This window comes from Bacillus thermozeamaize, assembly GCA_002159075.1.
Taxonomy (GTDB): Bacteria; Bacillota; Bacilli; order ZCTH02-B2; family ZCTH02-B2; genus Bacillus_BB; species Bacillus_BB thermozeamaize.
The window spans coordinates 1-17,994 of record LZRT01000060.1; the positions used below are offsets into that span (position 1 = coordinate 1).

General features: G+C 53.6%; 17 protein-coding genes and 1 pseudogene. 9 read left to right on the forward strand and 9 right to left on the reverse strand.

Annotation, left to right across the window (positions count from 1 at the left end; genetic code table 11):
* The 8 genes and pseudogenes from BAA01_05160 (at position 1) to BAA01_05195 (ending at position 5,996) form a co-directional block, all read left to right on the forward strand.
* Positions 1–452: pseudogene (locus BAA01_05160) on the forward strand (transposase).
* Positions 453–591: 139 nt separating this feature from the next.
* Positions 592–1,926, forward strand: a complete 1,335-nt coding sequence (locus BAA01_05165; protein ID OUM88495.1) for a hypothetical protein — start codon at positions 592–594, stop codon at positions 1,924–1,926.
* A 70-nt stretch (positions 1,927–1,996) separates the two neighbouring features.
* Positions 1,997–2,440, forward strand: coding sequence for a hypothetical protein (locus tag BAA01_05170; GenBank protein OUM88496.1), 444 nt, complete (start codon positions 1,997–1,999; stop codon positions 2,438–2,440).
* Between the two features lie 143 nt (positions 2,441–2,583).
* Positions 2,584–3,129, forward strand: a complete 546-nt coding sequence (locus BAA01_05175) for a universal stress protein (protein ID OUM88497.1) — start codon at positions 2,584–2,586, stop codon at positions 3,127–3,129.
* A gap of 14 nt (positions 3,130–3,143) precedes the next feature.
* Positions 3,144–4,376 carry a hypothetical protein gene (locus BAA01_05180; GenBank protein ID OUM88498.1) on the forward strand — a complete coding sequence of 411 codons (1,233 nt, stop codon included), beginning with the start codon at positions 3,144–3,146 and terminating at the stop codon, positions 4,374–4,376.
* A gap of 32 nt (positions 4,377–4,408) precedes the next feature.
* Complete coding sequence (locus BAA01_05185; protein OUM88555.1) at positions 4,409–4,720, forward strand: aromatic ring hydroxylase; 312 nt, start codon at positions 4,409–4,411, stop codon at positions 4,718–4,720.
* Between the two features lie 200 nt (positions 4,721–4,920).
* Positions 4,921–5,247 (forward strand): hypothetical protein, encoded by a 327-nt coding sequence (locus tag BAA01_05190; GenBank protein OUM88499.1) that lies wholly within the window; start codon positions 4,921–4,923, stop codon positions 5,245–5,247.
* 23 nt (positions 5,248–5,270) lie between these two features.
* Positions 5,271–5,996: a hypothetical protein gene (locus tag BAA01_05195; GenBank protein OUM88500.1), complete on the forward strand. Its 726-nt coding sequence runs from the start codon at positions 5,271–5,273 to the stop codon at positions 5,994–5,996.
* A gap of 89 nt (positions 5,997–6,085) precedes the next feature.
* Here BAA01_05195 and BAA01_05200 read toward each other — a convergent pair whose 3' ends face one another.
* The 9 genes from BAA01_05200 to BAA01_05240 all read right to left on the reverse strand — a co-directional run bounded on the left by BAA01_05200 (position 6,086) and on the right by BAA01_05240 (position 16,263).
* Positions 6,086–7,183 (reverse strand): radical SAM/SPASM domain-containing protein, encoded by a 1,098-nt coding sequence (locus BAA01_05200; protein OUM88501.1) that lies wholly within the window; start codon positions 7,181–7,183, stop codon positions 6,086–6,088.
* Between the two features lie 112 nt (positions 7,184–7,295).
* On the reverse strand, positions 7,296–7,979 hold the full coding sequence (locus BAA01_05205) for a hypothetical protein (protein OUM88502.1): 684 nt from the start codon (positions 7,977–7,979) through the stop codon (positions 7,296–7,298).
* A complete protein-coding gene (locus BAA01_05210) occupies positions 7,976–8,776 on the reverse strand; it encodes a hypothetical protein (GenBank protein ID OUM88503.1) in 801 nt (266 codons plus the stop codon). The genes BAA01_05205 and BAA01_05210 overlap by 4 nt, the downstream gene beginning before the upstream one ends.
* Before the next feature lie 28 nt (positions 8,777–8,804).
* On the reverse strand, positions 8,805–10,100 hold the full coding sequence (locus BAA01_05215; GenBank protein OUM88504.1) for a hypothetical protein: 1,296 nt from the start codon (positions 10,098–10,100) through the stop codon (positions 8,805–8,807).
* Entirely contained in the window at positions 10,097–10,648 is a 552-nt protein-coding gene (locus BAA01_05220; protein OUM88556.1) for a hypothetical protein, read from the reverse strand. The genes BAA01_05215 and BAA01_05220 overlap by 4 nt, the downstream gene beginning before the upstream one ends.
* Before the next feature lie 75 nt (positions 10,649–10,723).
* Complete coding sequence (locus tag BAA01_05225; GenBank protein OUM88505.1) at positions 10,724–12,592, reverse strand: nitrous-oxide reductase; 1,869 nt, start codon at positions 12,590–12,592, stop codon at positions 10,724–10,726.
* A 15-nt stretch (positions 12,593–12,607) separates the two neighbouring features.
* Complete coding sequence (locus tag BAA01_05230) at positions 12,608–13,072, reverse strand: hypothetical protein (GenBank protein OUM88506.1); 465 nt, start codon at positions 13,070–13,072, stop codon at positions 12,608–12,610.
* 260 nt (positions 13,073–13,332) lie between these two features.
* Complete coding sequence (locus BAA01_05235) at positions 13,333–14,487, reverse strand: hypothetical protein (GenBank protein ID OUM88507.1); 1,155 nt, start codon at positions 14,485–14,487, stop codon at positions 13,333–13,335.
* A 240-nt stretch (positions 14,488–14,727) separates the two neighbouring features.
* A complete protein-coding gene (locus BAA01_05240; GenBank protein ID OUM88557.1) occupies positions 14,728–16,263 on the reverse strand; it encodes a long-chain fatty acid--CoA ligase in 1,536 nt (511 codons plus the stop codon).
* A 239-nt stretch (positions 16,264–16,502) separates the two neighbouring features.
* Here BAA01_05240 and BAA01_05245 point away from each other — a divergent pair, with 239 nt between their 5' ends.
* Complete coding sequence (locus BAA01_05245) at positions 16,503–17,990, forward strand: hypothetical protein (GenBank protein OUM88508.1); 1,488 nt, start codon at positions 16,503–16,505, stop codon at positions 17,988–17,990.
* The last annotated feature ends 4 nt before the right edge of the window (positions 17,991–17,994 follow it).

Consider the following 17,994-nt stretch of genomic DNA (forward strand, 5'->3'; position numbering starts at 1 on the left):
ATGCTCTCCCAGAAATCGAGCCTGTCACCGCAGGTGAGGCCGCCGGGGTTGATCTGGGAGAAGTCCACCTGGCAGCCGTTCACGACGGTTCCCAAACAACCATTTTCAATGGCCGGCTTTTGCGTTCGAAAATGCGATACCGGAACAGGTTGCTGGCCCGCCTGTCCGCGAAACAATCGCGAATGAAGAAAGGATCACGGCGGTGGAAAAGGCTCCAGCGAAGCAAGCGAAACCAACTCCAAAAGATCGGCCATCAAATTCGCGACATCCTGCACAAGCAGACGACCGCCCTTATCTCCGCCCTCCACGCAAGAAGGGTGCAGACGGTGGTCATCGGCGACGTGCGGAATCTCCGGCAGCGGGTGGATTACGGGTCAAGGATGAATCAGAAGATTCATCAGATGGTTGCTGGCAAACGGTACCGACCGCACATGCGGTGTAGCCCGCGCTAAGCGGGAAAGAATCCCCCGGCACAAGCCGTGGGAGAACGTCAAGCTTTTTATGATCTGCGTCACAAAACAGCGCGTCATCTTCCGATATACTAATGGTAATACTAAGGCATGGCAAAAGATGCCACATGGAAAATACTGCATGGAAGGAAGGAAAAGATTGGTTGCTGAAAAGCCTCCGGTGGCAGCCGGTGCCGCCGGCACGCTGGCGCCGCGTTTTCGGCTTACCCGGGTCTTTATGCTGACGGGATTGGCGTTTCTCGGTCCGGCCTGGTTCAGTCTGGTCCAAGCGGCGGATGCAGTCGCCCAGGGTCGGTGGCTTGATCCCTTTCTCTTGTCGGCTGTCCACCTTTTTGTCATCGGGTATGCCTTGACGGTGGTGCAAGGAGCGATGCTGCAAATCATCCCGGTCGCCTTTCAAGGACGGCTGTACTCCATCCGCCTCGGCTACCTGCAATACGTCTTGATGGTGCTCGGCGCCTTGGCCTTTCCGGTGGGGTTTCTTGCCAAGCGGTGGGACATGGTGGCGGCTGGGGGAATGCTCGTCCTCGTGGCGTACGGTCTGCTTTGCTGGAATCTTGGCCAGACGGCCCGGACGTTGAAAAAGCGGACCGAGGCGCTGGGAATCATGACGGCATTTCTTTTTCTTCTCGCCACCGTGATCATGGGGATTGGCATGGCTCTCGGCCGGCCGCCGGCAGGCCAGGTGACGTTGCCGCTGCACATGGTCGCCGGCATCACCGGTTGGTTCACCACCTTGATCGTCTGGCTCAGCCCCCGGTTGATGAGCTTTTTCGTCTCCTCCCGCTACCCGCGCTTGCGCCGCGGCGGTTCCGGGTGCTTGTTGTTTGCCGGGATGCTGGCAGTGATCGTCAGCTTGGCCTTGCGGGGCGGCGGGGCAATGACGCCTGTGGCGATGGGGATGTGGGTCGGAGGGTGGCTTCTCTATTTGTGCGGCTATCTGCAGGTGCTTATCGGCATCTATCGTCATTTCCGGGAGAGGCGGCGCCAAGAGGTGGAGTGGGTCCTGAAATGGATCCTCGGGGGACTGTACGGAGGCATAGGGGTGTTGGTACTCTGGGCTGTTGTTTCCAGCCGATTTGAAAAGGGATGGACGCTGGCTTCCGGTGGCTTTGAAAACAGCCGGACGATGTCTGTCATGTTGTTGCTCATCTTCGGCTATCTGCAATGGATGATCGCCGCGTATATGACCAAAATCATGCCGTTTTTGCGCTGGATGGGCCGCTATGGTCATGGGAATCCGGCGGGGAAGACGCCCGAAAGGCGGCCCGGCCTGGCGGAGATGATGCCCAAGCGTCCCACTGTGGCGGCTTTGCTGGGGTTTGCCGCGGGAGCCGTGATGTTGGCGTTGGGCACGTGCTTCGGCCGGGGAGCGCTGACGCTGACGGGAGCCGTGTTGGGGGCGGTCGCGTGGGTCCTCTATGTGGCCGCGATGGCGGTCATGTACCGCCGGTGATCGGTTGCCATCCCGGTTCGTAGTCTGCGGATTTTCATCAGATGATTGTCGGAAAGGAATTGTGGTCGCGATGAAACCCTTTGCCTATGCATTCCTCAACTATCTGCATGTGGTCGGCGCGATTTTCGCCATCGGCCCTTATGCGGTTTTCTTTTTCCTGATGCGCCGGCTGAAAAAGGCGGAAACCGGCCATATCCCGGAACATTTCTCCGTCTTGCGTTTTGTGGTGCGGGTTTCCAAACATGCGGGTCACGTGCTGGTCATCACAGGCGTGCTGTTGTGGTGGCTGGGAGGTTTCCCGCTTTTTACCTCTTGGATCCTGATTCCTGTGGTCATTCTCTTCTCTGGCCTGTTTTTCTTGGCGAGGGCCTTTTCTCCCGTCATCGAGGCGTTGGAAAAAGGTGAGATAAACAGAGATGCGGGCATGAAAAAATTGCGCACGTCCCTCTATGGCTACCTGATCATCCTGCTCGTTTCGATGTGGTTCATGATTGCCAAACCTGTACTGTGGTAGTAAGCGAAGAAGTCGCACCGGACCCGGCAAGGGTCCGTTTTTTTGTCCGGTTTTTGTGAGGCAGATCACGGCGGCAGAGAAGCGGAACATGTATCATGAGATGTGGATGGGATGCTGCAGGAGCCTATAAGGAGATGATGAGGATGGCAACCACTCCTCAAACTGTGGAATTGGACGTCCGTCCCTATTTGCGAAAAAAACTGGAGCCTTTTCAACTGATCATGGATACGGTGAAGTCGCTCGGTCCGGAAGATACGTTCGTTTTGCATGCCACGTTCAAGCCCGTTCCGCTGCTTGGGTTGATGAAAACGAAAGGTTTTGCGTACAAGGCCGAGAAATTGGCGAAAGATCATTGGAAGGTGACGTTTGTCCCCAAGCACCGCAAAGGTGAATTGGCGGATGGGGCAGGGGAGGAAGACGCTCTCCGGGACGAGGAGCCTGTCGCTCAAAGGGCGGAGGGCGGCGATTCCCCGCAGACGATTGAATTGGACAACCGGGGGCTTGAGCCTCCGCAACCGATGATTCGCACCCTCAACGCCTTGGAAAGGTGCCGGAAAGGTGACCGGGTCGTCATCCACAACGACCGGGTTCCCGTGTTTTTGCTCGAAGAGCTGAAGGCGCTCGGCTATCCGTATACGGTCGAGGAGCTGCCGGACGGCTCCGCGCGTGTGGCAATCCAAAAAACGTAAGGGAGGCCTGTCTGATGTTTCGCCTTCCTTTTCTTTTTATCTTGACGGGGCTTGCCTGTTTCGCTTTGTTCTCTCTCACGACGCTGCTGCAGACGGCCGGCTGGATCGTCCATTCGCCACGCAGCCCCGGCGGCTGGTTTCACGTTCATCTGCTCATTCTCGGTGGGGCGACGATGATCGCCATGGGCGCCATGTATCAACTTCTCCGCGTGATCCTCCAAAGGGAGGTGTTTAGCGAGAGGTTGGGGGATGTCCACTACCTGCTGTTCACCGCCGGCACAGCCGGTTTGCTTGCCGGGTTTGCCTTTGCCCAGGTACAGTGGATTGCCGTTTTCGCCACGCTGGCCTGGCTCGGCATCCTCCTGTTTGCCGTCAATATGACGCTGACACTGCTCAAGGCTGCCCAGTGGAATCCGGTCACGCTCAGTGCCGCGGGCGCGATGTTCTATCTCGTGCTGACGGGGCTCGCCGGGGTTGCCATGGGTTTCAATTTCGCCTTCCATTTGTGGCCGGCTTGGCATGAAAGACTGTTTTACACCCATATTTGGCTGGGAACGGTTGGCTGGTTCGGCTTGCTGATCACCGGTTTCAGCTACAAATTGCTGCCGATGTTCTATTTGGCCCACGGGGTGCCGGATCGAATGGCGTACGCCGTCTTCTGTTTGTGGAACGCGGCGGTCCTGACGGGAGCCGTCGCCTTTCTGACGGCCGCGCCCTTTCCTGTTGTTCTTGTTGCCGCCAGTGTGTTGACCTTGGCGGTGTACGCGTACAACCTCTACATCGAACAGGTCCGCAAAGCGCGTCACAAAAAAAGCCCTGGTGCCGGCGTGCTGGCGGCCGTCTACAGCGCCCGGGCGTTGGCCGTGTTCGGGACAGTGGCGATGGTCTATGCCCTGTTCGCTCCCGATCAGGCGATGGATGCAAGGGCGATGGTGATCCTCGGTTGGGCATACCTGTGGGGCTGGGTGGTTCTGACGATTTTCGGATATTTGTCGAAGATTGTTCCTTTTCTTTGGTGGACGTACAAGTACGGACCCCGCGTCGGCAAAGAGACGACCCCGACGATGGCCGACTTGCTGGAAGACCGTCACGTCGCTTACATGCTGACGGCTGTTGCGGCAAGCCTGATCGTGCTGATGGTCAGCCTGCGAATGGGCAACATGGCATGGACGCAATGGAGCGGCGCGGCGCTTTCGCTATTCTCGCTGTCTTATGTGGGCTTGATGAGGTGGGTGTTTACCCGTTGATCACCTGGGAAGAAACACGGGAGGTGCTAGGAATGGAAGCGGCAGACATCCGCGAGACGGAGATTCGGGAGTTGCTGAGACAGGTATACGACCCTGAACTGGGCGTCAACATTGTCGATCTTGGGCTGGTGTACGAGATTCGCCTTGAGGACGGGGATGTCTATGTGCGCATGACGCTGACGACGCCGGGTTGTCCGATGCACGACACCATTGCCGGCGGGGTTGAACGGTTGCTGCGGCTTCATCCGGGGATACGCTCCGTCAAGGTTGACGTCGTCTGGGATCCGCCATGGTCGCCCGGGATGATGTCGGAGGCAGCGAAAAAACATCTCGGCTTCGTTTAGGCTGATCGTCGGCTTCGTTTCAGCTGATCGCCGTTCCGGCCCTGCTGTGCCCGGCCCTTTTTGTTTTTGGACTTGAAGGCATGTTGACGACGCTCCCCTCCAGGCAGTATAGTTCAGACAGCGTTGTTTAAGAATGGAATATTTGTTAGGGCAGGAAAATTTATGCTGCACAACCGAGGTATGGGAGGGATCAGGTCGTCATGAAACCGTTCTTGTATTTGCTGTTGGCTATCATCAGTGAAGTGATCGCGACCTCTTCGCTGAAAGCATCCCAGGGGTTTACCCGCTGGTGGCCCAGTTTATGGGTTGTGATTGGTTACGGAGCCGCGTTTTATTTGTTGTCACTGAGCCTAAAACACATCCCACTCGGCATCGCATATGCGATCTGGTCGGGCTTGGGGACGGTGGGCGTGGTGGTAATCGGCCTTATCGTTTGGCGCGAGACGCTGAACGTATACAGCGTGATCGGGATTGCGCTGATCCTGATTGGCACCGTGATCCTGAATTTGACCAAAGTGGAGGCGTGAATCGAGCGAAAGGGGGAAGCGACATGCATGTCCTCTTATCGAGGCACAATATTTCTTCGAGCAGTCAGATCCGATCTTATTTTAGCGAAGAAAACCTGAACCTGTTAATTGAAAACATGTATCTCAAGAAACTGGGAACAGGCTCGTACCTCTTCATGGAAGGCGACCCCTCCGACCGTCTGTTTTATGTGTATCAAGGCAAAATAAAAATCACCAAGCAGACCCCGGGAGGAAAAGAGTTTATTCTCTATTTTCTTCAAGATGGAGACATTTACGGAGAGATTGGTGATAAGAACGAAGTCCAGCACAACTGTTCTGCCTATGTCATGGAAGACAGCGTCGTCGGCATTCTTCAGCAAAGTGATCTCGAGATCCTGCTTTACCGGCATGGGGATCTTGCCACTCAATTCGTCAAATGGATGGGAATGATGAATCGCAAGACACAATCCAAATTCCGCGATTTGCTGTTATACGGCAAGCCCGGAGCCCTTTGTTCCACCCTGATCCGCTTGACCAACACCTGCGGCGTGGAGATCGAAGAGGGCATTCTGATCAGCCTCAGGCTGACCCATTCGGAACTGGCAAATATGATCGGCACGACACGGGAGAGCGTAAACCGGATTCTCAATGATTTGAAAAGCCAGGATGTCATCGGGTATCATGATGGAAGTATCGTTGTCAAGGACTTGGATTATCTAAGGAATATCTGCCACTGTGGAGACTGTCCGGCAGAGATCTGCCGCATTTAAATGGACGTGGCGGAAATTCTTGTATGCTTCTCTTAAATGTAGAAGGTTTGGAGAACCAACTCTCTCTGAAGCATGCACAAGGCTGATCATCACCTTGGCCTCAGCGCTTTGGGAATGTAAATGCAGCAAGGCTCGCTCTCCAGGTAATCTCCTGTAACGGCATAAGCTCTTGATCTGGAACCCCCGCAGACATGGCGAAATTCGCACACCCCGCATTTCCCCTTATACTGATCGGGATCGCGCAAACTCTTGAAAATGGGCGATTCTCTGTAGATTGTTGCCAGCTCTTGTTCCCTCACATTTCCCGCCTTCACCGGCAGGAACCCGCTGGGATATACATCGCCGATATGGGAGACAAAGAGAAATCCATTCCCGTCGTTTACCCCTCTCGGCGCCCGTCCCAGTCCATCAACATTGGAAGTGACCTTCTGCGGAATCCAGGCTGGGTTCATCCGCTTTAGGCCGTTTTCCTCCTTCATTTTTTGCAAGAGTACGCGACGGTAGTGTTGCGCGGCCGTCGTCTTGATGTCAAAGGGAACGGTCTTGCCAATCTGATATAACCACTCAAACACTTCCTCATGCTGCACGGGAGTGATCATATCTCTTGCCGATCCCCTTCCCGTAGGAACGAGGAAAAAGAGGCTCCAAAGAACAACGTCCAGCTTTTTCACCAATTCCAGCATGTTTTCCAAATCGTGAAGATTGTACCGGGAAACGGTGGTATTAATCTGCAGCGGGATTTCCAGTTCATGGAGATATGCAATCGCCCGCATGGTCAAGTCATAAGACCCACTGGTTCCGCGAAACCTGTCGTGAATTTCTGCCGTTGACCCGTCCAGGCTCAATGCCCACCGGGATAAGCCAATCTCTTTCGCCTTTTGGATTGCTTCCTTGGTTACCCTGGGCGTAGCGCTCGGCGTCATCGACAGGCGAAGCCCTTTTTTGATGGCGTATTCCGCCAGGTCATACAGATCCTCGCGCATCAGGGGATCTCCGCCCGTAAAGACGAGCAGGGGGTTATCCATCTCATAAATTTGATCGATCAGTTTTTTCCCCTCTTCATAAGTAAGCTCCCTCGGATCACGGCGGTACTGGGCTTCTGCCCTGCAGTGGAGGCACTTTAACGCACAAGCACGCGTCAGCTCCCAAATGACGATAAAGGGATTCTCATGATAATTTTTTGTCAAAGCAAATCACCTCTGGTGGTTGATCAATCCGTTTGTCTTTCTTAATGATAACCCTTGCTTTTTCCGGCTTCTGTGAATTGGATCACGAGCGATTCCACCAAAAAATCCCATCTCACCGGGAAAGGGGAACGGGATTAAAATGCGCAGACTCCAGGCGAAATTCTTCCACAGGCCATTTGCTTGCTTTCCCCTCGTGCAAGAACAACACATGGGTGGCCACTTCTCTCACCTCATGGAGGTGATGGGAAGAAAAGAGAATCGTTTTCCCCAGACTTTTCATCTCCTTCATGCTCTGGATAATTTCCCTCCTTCCGAACGGATCGATCCCGGAAGTGGGTTCATCCAAAAAAATCAGATCCGCATCGCGCAATAAGGCAAGGCCTAATCCCAGCCTCTGCAGCATTCCTTTGGAAAGCTGTCGCACTTTTTTCCCTTTGTGATGGATGAGTCCCATCTGTGTCAACACACGTTCCACTTTGTCCTTCCCGACCTTTTCCAGAGAAGCGAAAAATTCCATGTTTTCTTGGACGGTCAATTGGGAGTAAAGCTGAAAATGCTCCGGCAGGTAAGAGACGTGCTTTTTCCACTTGTCCGTTTTGGCAATGTCGTATCTGCAAATGGTCACCTTGCCGTGCTTTAATGGCAACAGGCCTAGCAGCGTTTGCAACAGGGTGGATTTCCCGGCGCCATTTTGGCCGACGATGGCGCATACTTCATTTGGCGCAATGGCAAAGCTGACATCGGTGAAGATCGGTTGACGGCCGTAATACTGGCAAATTCTTTCCACGTGAATCATTCCCGTATCCCCTTTCGCTTCAGCACAAGATGACTGATGATGATGGAGACGCCTGCCCAGAACAGGAAGTTGGCGGCCAAGACCAGCCTTGGGGACCTGAACAAGACCTGGTTGAAGATGGCACTGTTCCGATCAAGGGGATAGAAACCCAGCTGAACGGACAAAAAGTATTCGATCGCGTGGACGGGAGAGAAAAAATAGAAGAGGGAGAAGAAAAAGAGCTCATCCGTTCCGATGCCGGGAATGACATAAATCAAAACCAGGTCGTAAACATAGAGAAAGCCGGCCCAAATCAGGAGGCATACGGCAAAAGCCGCCATTTTATGATTCATGGCCACGCCCACGCAAATCCCGATTTGTGCAAAAACGGCCGATAACGCCAAAATGGAAAGCAAAAATGCGAGAAAAGGGAGAAAATCGGCTTGCAGGAACAAGCGGCTGATCAGCAGAACAAGAAAATAGCTGCTTAAAATCATGCTGAACAGGATCAAATGGATGGAGATAGACTTTTCGAGCAAAAAGCGCAACGGTGAAAAATGGCTGGACAATAAAACGAACAGCGTCCTTTGGGATTTTTCCTGCAATACCAGCATGGAGGAGACGATCAATGCCATGAACGGAACAAAATAGAGATTGATGCGAAACAAAGGCATGAGCGCGGCGGAAAAACGGATATCGCCTTGCAAATGGGTGACTTGCCACAGGATGAGCAAAGAGACAAACGCGATCATCCCCGAACCAATCCAATAAAGATGGCTCCGGTATACTTCCTTCCAGTCTTTCAACAAGAGGCTCATGCGGCTTTCCCTTCTTTCCGGACGTTATTCAAGCTTTCCTGATTCTTCGGAGCAACAACACACCGGCAACGGCTGGAATCAGGAAAACGAACGCGAAAATGCCGTTCCACTCCCGTTGCATGACCAGCGGATACGGATCAACCAACGGTTCCCGGTCCTTCATGAAGATTTTTTCGATCTTCTCATACACGTCAATCGCAGGGCTGTGAATCAACAAATACCCCAAAGGATATCGCGTGATGAATTCCCCGAATGAGGAAGCGTATTCATAGGGTTGATCCACGATCCCGTCCTGATCCAAATCGAAACCGGCCTGATCGGACCAGGCATTTCTCACCCATTGGTTTCGGCCAGGCTGGCCGTATGTGGTCACTTGGATCGTATTTTCCAGCAATTGATTCTGTGCCAGGATATTGTGGACGGAACTGGTCCAGATTTCAACGCCGATATTGTTGTACGAGATCTCGTTGTCAAGGATTTTGTTCCGGTTGGATTGATCAAGAAAAATGCCTTTATGGTTTAAGGTCACGATATTGCCTTTCATCACGACCTCATTGCTCGTCTGAAACAACACCCCAAAGGACCGGAGCGTCTGATGACCGTAAAACTGATTCTTTTCCAGCACGATATCGTTGGAATACATGATCGCGGCTCCGCCGATGTTGTCATAAAAAAGGTTGTGATAAAACCGGTTATGGTTGGAGTACATGTAATGAAGCCCGTAGCGGTTGTCGTGCAAGTCGTTTCCTTCCACCAAGGTTCGTTCGGAATAGGAAAAATAGATTCCGTCCCTGGTGTTCTTGATTTCGTTCTTGATAATCCGATTGTCCTTGGAATGGAAAAGGTGAAAGCCGTTCCCCCGGCTCGATCGGGGAAGACGCCCATTACCTTCAATCGTACACCCTTGGATGAGGTTGTTTGAACTTTCCTCAAGATAGATGCCGTGCAGAGATTCGGATATCTTCAGACGGATCAGGCGGTTGCCGTCGGACAACACCTTGACGGCCGCCTGATCTTGTTCCAACGAGGTCCCGCTGCCCGTGACGGTCAGGTTTTTCAAGGTCACATTGGGCGCGGTAACGGTGATGACGGTATCTTTGCCGGAACCTTTGATCACCACGTTCCCATTGCCGATCAAGGAAATTGGTTTATCGATCACCAGATCCCCCTCATAAATCCCTTCCTGAACCTCAATCCGTTCTCCTTCTTTTGCCTGTTGGATGACCTGCTGCAAGGGATTGGGAGTGGAGGCCAAGACCTCTCCTTGGACCATCAGGCTGATGCTGCCGACCAGGACAATCGTGAGCAAGATGCGCAGTTTCATCTTTCCTTCCCTCTCCAATACACCAGAATCAAGATGAGAAAGGCGAGGGCAGCAAGAAAAGCTCCATAGCTGAAAAAGGACAAGGTTGTAAAGTTGGCCAGTTTGTTTGTGCCAAGTACCGGCGGCACAAACGGATCGATCTGAATCGGCGCATGAGGATCCAACTCGGTTCCGTATTTCTTCAGCCAGCGATAAATGTCATAAAGACCGAGCGCGCCTCCGAAGGCGAACACGAACAGCCAAACCAGCAAGAACTTCCGGCGGCGAAACAGGCCAATCCATGCCGTCATTACGGCCATTGACCCAACCACATAAGGAAGATAGGAAAGTTCGGAGAAGGATTCCTCGCTGAATTCCGCCATGCCGATGTAGTGGTTCAAGCCGTTGATAATATCCAGCTGGCCTTCCAATTTATACGGATAGACGTAGATGTACAGTCCCTCCTGATATTGGGGTGCGGTCAGTTTCATCCCCCACCAGGGAAGAAAGATGGAGACGAAAAGCAGCAAGGCGGCGACAAGAACACCGATGCTTCCTTTTTTTGATATTTTATCCACGTCAATCACTCCCAGATTGTGGGAACAGGCATTCCTGAGAGGTCTCAAGAATGCCATCATCCTTTTCTATTTGGGTTCAACCAGGAGGTAACCCGTCATTTCCTGGTGCATGGCGGAACAGAAGTTGGTGCAGTAAATGGGATATACGCCGGCTTTATCGGCCGTGATCTCCATCGTCTTGGTTTCGCCGGGCTGAATCTCCATGTTCTCATTCAAACCGTTCAGGGCAAAACCATGGGTAATATCCTCATCAAGGTCCAGGTTGGTGATGTGGAAAATAACCTTGTCCCCTTCCTTTACCTTGACGACGTCGGGGAGGTTCGATTTCGCGTCAAAGACAAAGCGTGAACGGATGGCCACGCCGTAGACATGGACCGTATTCCCGTCCCGGACGATGCGAGCCTCTTCCTTGCTCCAAACGGCATTCTCACGATTGGGATCCTTGTCCAGAACTTCCTTGGTCTTGATCTTGTCCGCCTTGATAATCTGTCCGTAATGGGGCTCCGGCTGGGACGGAGCGATGCCCAAAACCTCCATCTTGTTGCCGGTGATGTCGATCAGTTCGAAGCTTTCCGGATGGGACGGCCCGACGGACAAGAAGCTGTCCTTCGAAATCTTGTTCAGAGATACCAGGTATTTTCCGTCCGGTGAAACCGTGTCCCCTTCGGCGCCAACCAGGTGTCCCGGCGCATAATGCACATCCGCTTTATCGATGATTTCGCCGGTTTGCAGGTTCCACTTCACGACTTGAGAGTCGATGAAGAGCGTGGTGTATGCATTTCCTTTGTCGTCAAACTGGGTATGAAGCGGCCCCAAGCCAACTTCCACTTCCCGTTCGACAACGCTTTCATATTTTAAGATGGGCAGGCCTTGCGCTTCGCCCTGAATATCATTGTTTTCGATCGCCTTCATCATTTTTTCAAAGCTGTAAACCGTCACGGTCGGCGACAGCTTGCCGCTCGCAATGAAGTATTTTCCGTCTGGAGTGACGTCCACGCCGTGCGGCGATTTGGCAACCGGAATCAGATAGACGGTGCCCGGAGCTTTGAGCGGATCAAACATCTTGACGCCGTTGACTTCGGTGTAATTTCCCTTGTTGACTTCTTCCTCGATTTTTTTCCAGTTGAAGACGACGATGTAATCCCGGTCATTCTGGGAGGCGTTCATTTCAAGCGTGGTGACCGCCTCTTCAGTATTGTACGTGCTCAAGAATCCCCAGCCGTCTGACGGGCCTTTTCCTGCGTCGGACAAATCGTATGACCATGGCGGCAGGAGCACCTGGAAGGCGATATTCAGCTTTTTGTTTTTAAAATCAGGTTTTACCGCCGTCATGACGCCTTTGTATTTCTGACTGAACTGATTTAGATCCGCATACCCGTCAATCGGTACGCTGAAGCGCGTGGGCATGAAAAAGTATTCGGAATTGGGTGTGACAAAGGCCGCACAGTGGGGGCCGGAGATATTGGGAATCTTGATGATGTCTTTTGTTGTGAAGGTTTCCAGATCCACATAGGCCGCCCGGTTGTTGCCCACGTCGGTGGCAAACAGGGCTCTGCCGTCATATTCGCCGTTGGTTTCCGAAAGGGCCGGATGGTGCAAATCGCCCCAGGTGTATCCGCCCAGCATCTCCTTCGATTCTTTGTCAAAACCGTAACCGGTTGCCGGATCCGGGCTGAAAACCGGCACAATGCGAATCAGCCTCATCGATGGCAAGCCGTATACGAAGAGCTGGCCTGAATGCCCACCGGAAGCCATCAGATAATATTCATCGAGCTTCCCTTGCGGAACGTAAACTTTTTCGGCTTTCGTTTGGGCATAAGAGGTGGTCTGGGAGATGTTGCCCGTACCATCCGTATTGAGAAAAAAGATTGCGGCTGCGAGAAACCCTGCCGTCAACCCTAAGGCGATCGAACCGATCTCTTTTTTCCTGAGCATGGTCCAACCTCCATTTTATTTTTCGCTTATGGTTTTCAACGCTTCGACAATCTTGTTCAACTCTTCGTCGGATAACGGTTTTCCCTTGATGACCGAACTCATGACGGCCGTCGTCGGTTCTTTCAAGAATTCATCCAAAGATTTTCCGTGCTTTGCGAGAACTTCCGCATAAGCATTGGATAAATCCGGACCTGTCTGGCCTCCCTTCACGTCATATGCGCTGACTGAGTGGCATTGGACACAACCGGCCTGCACAAAAATTTCCCCTCCCGTTTTTACATTGGAAACAGCCGGCTGATCATGCTGTTCGGTCATATGCTCGGTTGTGTGCTCCGCATCGTCGGTTTGCGTTTGGTCTTGCTGCTCTTCTACGACAGCCGTGTTTGTTGAATCTGCTTGCTTTTCATTCCCTGTAAAGAGATACACGCCGCTGAAGCCAACCAGAAAACTCAAGACAAACAACCCGATGATCCGGTACAACGATTTTTCCTCCTTTCTTTTGCTTGATGGGAAACATGTCGGGCCCTTCGCGTCCACCTCCTTTTTTCACCTTGCAAGCCCAGTATAAGGAAGGCAAACCACTTCTCTCTGCGAATTTCATCACAATTTTCTTTACATTTTTTTGAACTTATTCCGTTGATTTATAAAAAACAAAAAAGCCGCATTGCTTCTTTAGAACGAATAGAACGAAGCAATGTGGCTTTGATCTTCATTTCGTAAACGTAATGTTGAGGTGATATTTAACGGATGAGGCGGGCGATGTTGCGCGCCGTGTGGGCAAGCAGGGTCCGGGATTCGCGTATGGACTCTTCCAGCGTCATCGGCCGGTTCGGGATGGCGAAGAGGGCATCGAAGTGACGGTTTAAAGCGTTCAGTGTCTCCGCATCGCTGTCGAGGCTGCCGGAGATCAGGATGGTTCTCACGCTGTGTGCTCGGGCCAGGCGGGCAAGGGCAATGGGCAATTTTCCCAGCAAGGTCTGATGGTCCGTTTTTCCCTCGCCTGTGATCAGCCAATCGGCCTGGCGCAGCTTTTCCGGAAGACCGGCGGCTTGCGCGACCAGTTCGGCGCCCGCATGCACCTTTCCCCCGATGCTCATGAGGGCGAACCCCAGCCCTCCAGCCGCTCCGGCACCGGGAAGGTGCTGATAGGAACGGCCGAGATGCCGCTCCACCTTTTCCGCAAAGGAAGCCAGCGCCCGATCCAATCGCTGCACCTGTTCCGGTGTGGCCCCTTTTTGCGGCCCGAAGACAAAAGAGGCTCCTTGCGGTCCGCAGAGCGGACTTTTGACATCGCTGGCGATGAGGATGTCCGTTTCCTTGAGGCGCGGATCCAGCGTGCTGTAGTCGGCGCGGACGATGCGGGTGAGCGCGTCGATCACGGAGCATGCCGGGGCCGGCACCTGTTTGCCATCCGCGTCGACAAAGGTGGCGCCCAAAGCCTGCAGCGTGCCCAGGCCGCCATCGTTCGTCGCGCTGCCGCCGAGGCCGATGATGAGACGGCGGATGCCCTGATCCAGCGCGTGGCGGATGCATTCTCCCAGTCCGTAGGTGGTCAGGTGAACGGGATTGCGCTTTTCCGGAGGCACCAGCGTCAGTCCGGCGACCGCTGCCGTTTCGATGACCGCCGTTTTTGCGTCAGTGCCAGGGGCGCCGGCCAAGATGCCGTAAAAAGTGGGGATGGCTGTGCCCATGGGCCCGGTAGCCGTCAGGCGGATGCGTTCTCCTCCCGTGCCGGCCAGCAGGGCGTCCACGGTGCCTTCGCCGCCGTCCGCCATCGGGACTACGTCCACCTGGGCATCCGGGATTTCGGCGAGAAGGGCGGAACGGATGATGTTGCCGACTTCGATGGCGCTGAGCGATCCTTTGTAAGAGTCTGGGGCGACGACAATGCGCATGCTTTTTTGATCACCTCGATGCAGCGCGTTCTGACTCGATAAGAGTATTCGGCAAAGTCGTTTTGATCCCTTTTATTTCTTTGTTAAGGAATAAATTTGGTAGCCTGATGTTTTTGTGGCCTGAACCGCGCAAGAGGCAAATATCGCAAACAGTACCAAAAAACAAATGTCGGGGCACCTGTTTCCCATAGGCTCCAGGTGTGCCCTGTTTGCGAAAGGTTTCGATGGATGATGCCTGGATTATGCTTGGCCTGATTTGGCCTGTTCGCGCAAGACGTACTTCAGGATTTTGCCGCTGGCGTTGCGGGGCAACGCATCGACGAAGTGATACTGGCGCGGCCGCTTATAGTCCGCCAGCTTGTCGCTGTTCTTGCAGAAGGTTTCCAGATCTTCAGCGGTCAAATTCGGGTCCTTTTTGACGACATAGGCCACGACACGTTCTCCCCACATTTCATCGGGTACGCCGATGACGGCCACATCCAGGACGCCCGGGTGTTCGTAGAGGACATCCTCCACCTCCCGGGGATAGATGTTTTCACCGCCGCTGATCACCATGTCTTTCAGCCGGTCGGCCACATAGAGGTAGCCATCTTCATCGAGGTATCCCAGATCCCCGGAGTGGTACCAGCCCTTGTACAGCGCTTCCGCGGTGGCCTCTTCCCGCTTGTAGTAGCCGACCATCATGCAGGAGCCGCGAACGATGATCTCGCCGACTTCTCCCGGCCGGCAGATATCATCCGGTTCGGAGGGCTGGCCTTCGCGTGGGCGGACGACCCGCAGTTCATGGTTGATGCAGACTTTTCCAGCCGAGCCGGCTTTTGTCAGCTGCTCATCCTCCAGCAGGAAGGTGACGGCAGGTCCCATTTCGGTCATCCCGTATGCCTGGATCAGATCGATGCCCAGCTTCTCCTTGCAGGCCCGGACCAGGGCGGGAGCCATCGGCGCCGCGCCGTACAGCCCTTTGCGCAATGCGCTCAGATCGTATTGCGACAGGTCTTCCTGCAACAGCATATTCCACATGGTCGGCGCGGCGAAGAAATGGTCGATTCGCTCATCTTGTACCAGCTGCAAAATCTTTTTGGGTTCAAAGTGGTGCAGGATCACGCTGCTGGCGCCGATATGGACCCGGGGCAGAAAAACGCAGTGCAGCTCGGCGGCGTGAAACATGGGTCCCACCGCCAGCCCCCGGCTGTTCGGGGTCAGTTTCAGGGCGTTGAGGCAGATCATGTTCTGCTCGATCATATCGCGATGGCGGTGCATGACACCCTTGGGCCGCCCGGTTGTCCCGGAGGTGTACATGATACTGTACAGATCGTTTTCCGATACCTCCACGTCGGGGCGGGCGTCGCTTGCCCCGGCCACTTTTTGCGCATAGCTGTGCGCATACGCCGGCGGCTCCTCGTCCACATACCAGAACTGGATAGACGGGAAACGGTCGTGAATTTTTTCCACCTGCTCCGCCAGCGCCTGTTCAAAAAGGACGACCTTCGGTTCGGCGTCCGAGAGGATGAAGGCCACCTCTTCCGACATGAGGCGGAAGTTGATCGGGTTGATAATGGCCCCGATTTTGGCGCATGCAAAGAGGCAGGTGATCAGTTCGTGCGTATTGTACAGGTAGGTGGAGACGCGGTCGCCCTTTTGCACGCCGGCTTCGATGAGAGCGTTGGCCAGCTTGTTCACCTGCTGGTTCCATTCCGCATAGGTCCAGCGGATGTTTTTCCGCACATCGTAAAGGGCTTCCTTGTCAGGATACCTGATGACGGTTTGATCGAACATGGTGCCCAGGGTATTGTAGAGTGCCACGCGCTTTCTCCTCCTTGTCACACTCGCATTGTATGCGCTTTCAAGAATAGCAAGTTTATCATAGCACATTTCGCATTGGCTGAACAATAGAGAATTTTGTCAGATGGATAATACTGAGACAACCGTATTGGAAAAAAATGTTTTTTAAAAATTACCTGTTAATCGATTATTTGTTATAATAGAAAAAAGCAGATTACATCATGGGGAGTGGTATGATGGACAAGCAGCTAATCATCCTTCATCAACGCAATCAATTGCTGGTCAAACTGCTGTGGTTTTCACTGGCATTAGGGCTTATTGTCAATCTTGCGTCCAGATCGCAACCCATCACGATCATCATACTGGCCACGGTTGGAAGCGCGTTTTGCCTGATCGCGACGTATTTGATCCGGAAAAAGATATTGGTTTCTCATCTCATGTACCTGGTGGTCGTTGCCCTGGCTGTCCTGACCTGGTTGCTGGTAGCCAATGCACCAAAGATCACCATGTACTTTATGATCTACTACAGCCTGGCGGTCATTACGCTGTACCATGATTACAAGCCGCTTGTCTTTTCGGCAGGCATCGGCCTCGTCTTTACCAATCTTTTCTATTTTTTCTATCAGGATACGATGTTTGCGCAAATAGACACCAATGGCCTGATCTCTCTCAATTTGTTTGTGGTTTTAATCTCCGGCGCCTTGATCACGCAGAGTCTGATCGGGAAGAGGATGAGGGAGGAGGCGGATGAAAATCACCGCCAGGTGCTGGCCGCGAAAACCCGGATCGAGGAGGTGTACCAAAAGATCCAGGAAGCGGTGGAGGAATTGGGCCAAATCAGCACCCGGCTGCAGGAGAATGTGAATGTGGCTGGAAGAATTTCCAAGGAGGTGACCGACGCGTTTTCCGAGATTGCCAGCGGTGTGGAATCCCAGGCTGAGAGCGTCAATCAGATTGGCGAGGCGATGGGGCAGATTGATCGGGGCATTGGAAGCGTGACCCATTCTTCCGCCATGATGAAGGAAATTTCTCATCTTACCGGGAAGATGACCCGGGACGGAAACCGGGAGGTGGCCGCACTGTCCGTGGAGATGGACAAGCTGAACGCGATCCTGGCGACCACGGTGCAGTTGATGGATGATCTGAACCGGCACAATCAACACATCGGCGATATCGTCAAGACGATCAACGAGATCGCGGAGCAGACCAATCTGCTGGCGTTAAACGCGGCCATTGAAGCTGCCCGGGCGGGAGAGCATGGACGCGGCTTTGCGGTGGTGTCGGAAGAGGTTCGGAAACTGGCCGAGAATGCACGGCAATCGACGAAAGAAATTGCGGCCATTCTGGAACAGATTCAACAAAAGGCAACAGAGGTGTTCCAACAAATGCATTCCGGAACAGACGCGTTTCGGGCCAGCAGACAGGTGGCTGAAAAGGTGGAGCATGTTTTTGCGGAGATCACCCGGAATACTGAAAAGGTGATCCAACAGGCGGCCGACGTGGAATCACAGCTTCAACAACTGCAAAGCTCGTCGCAACGGGTTGTTCATGAAGCCGCTGCGGTCGCAGGGATCACCCAGCAAGCCGCCTCATCGGTACAGGAGGTGCTTGCTGGGGTGGAAGAACAACAGCGCAGGGTGGAGAATATCGTCGCGAACTTCCGGCAACTGGAACAAATGGCCCGGCAGTTGAAAAACCTGACCGCCGTAGATGCGGGGTAAGTCG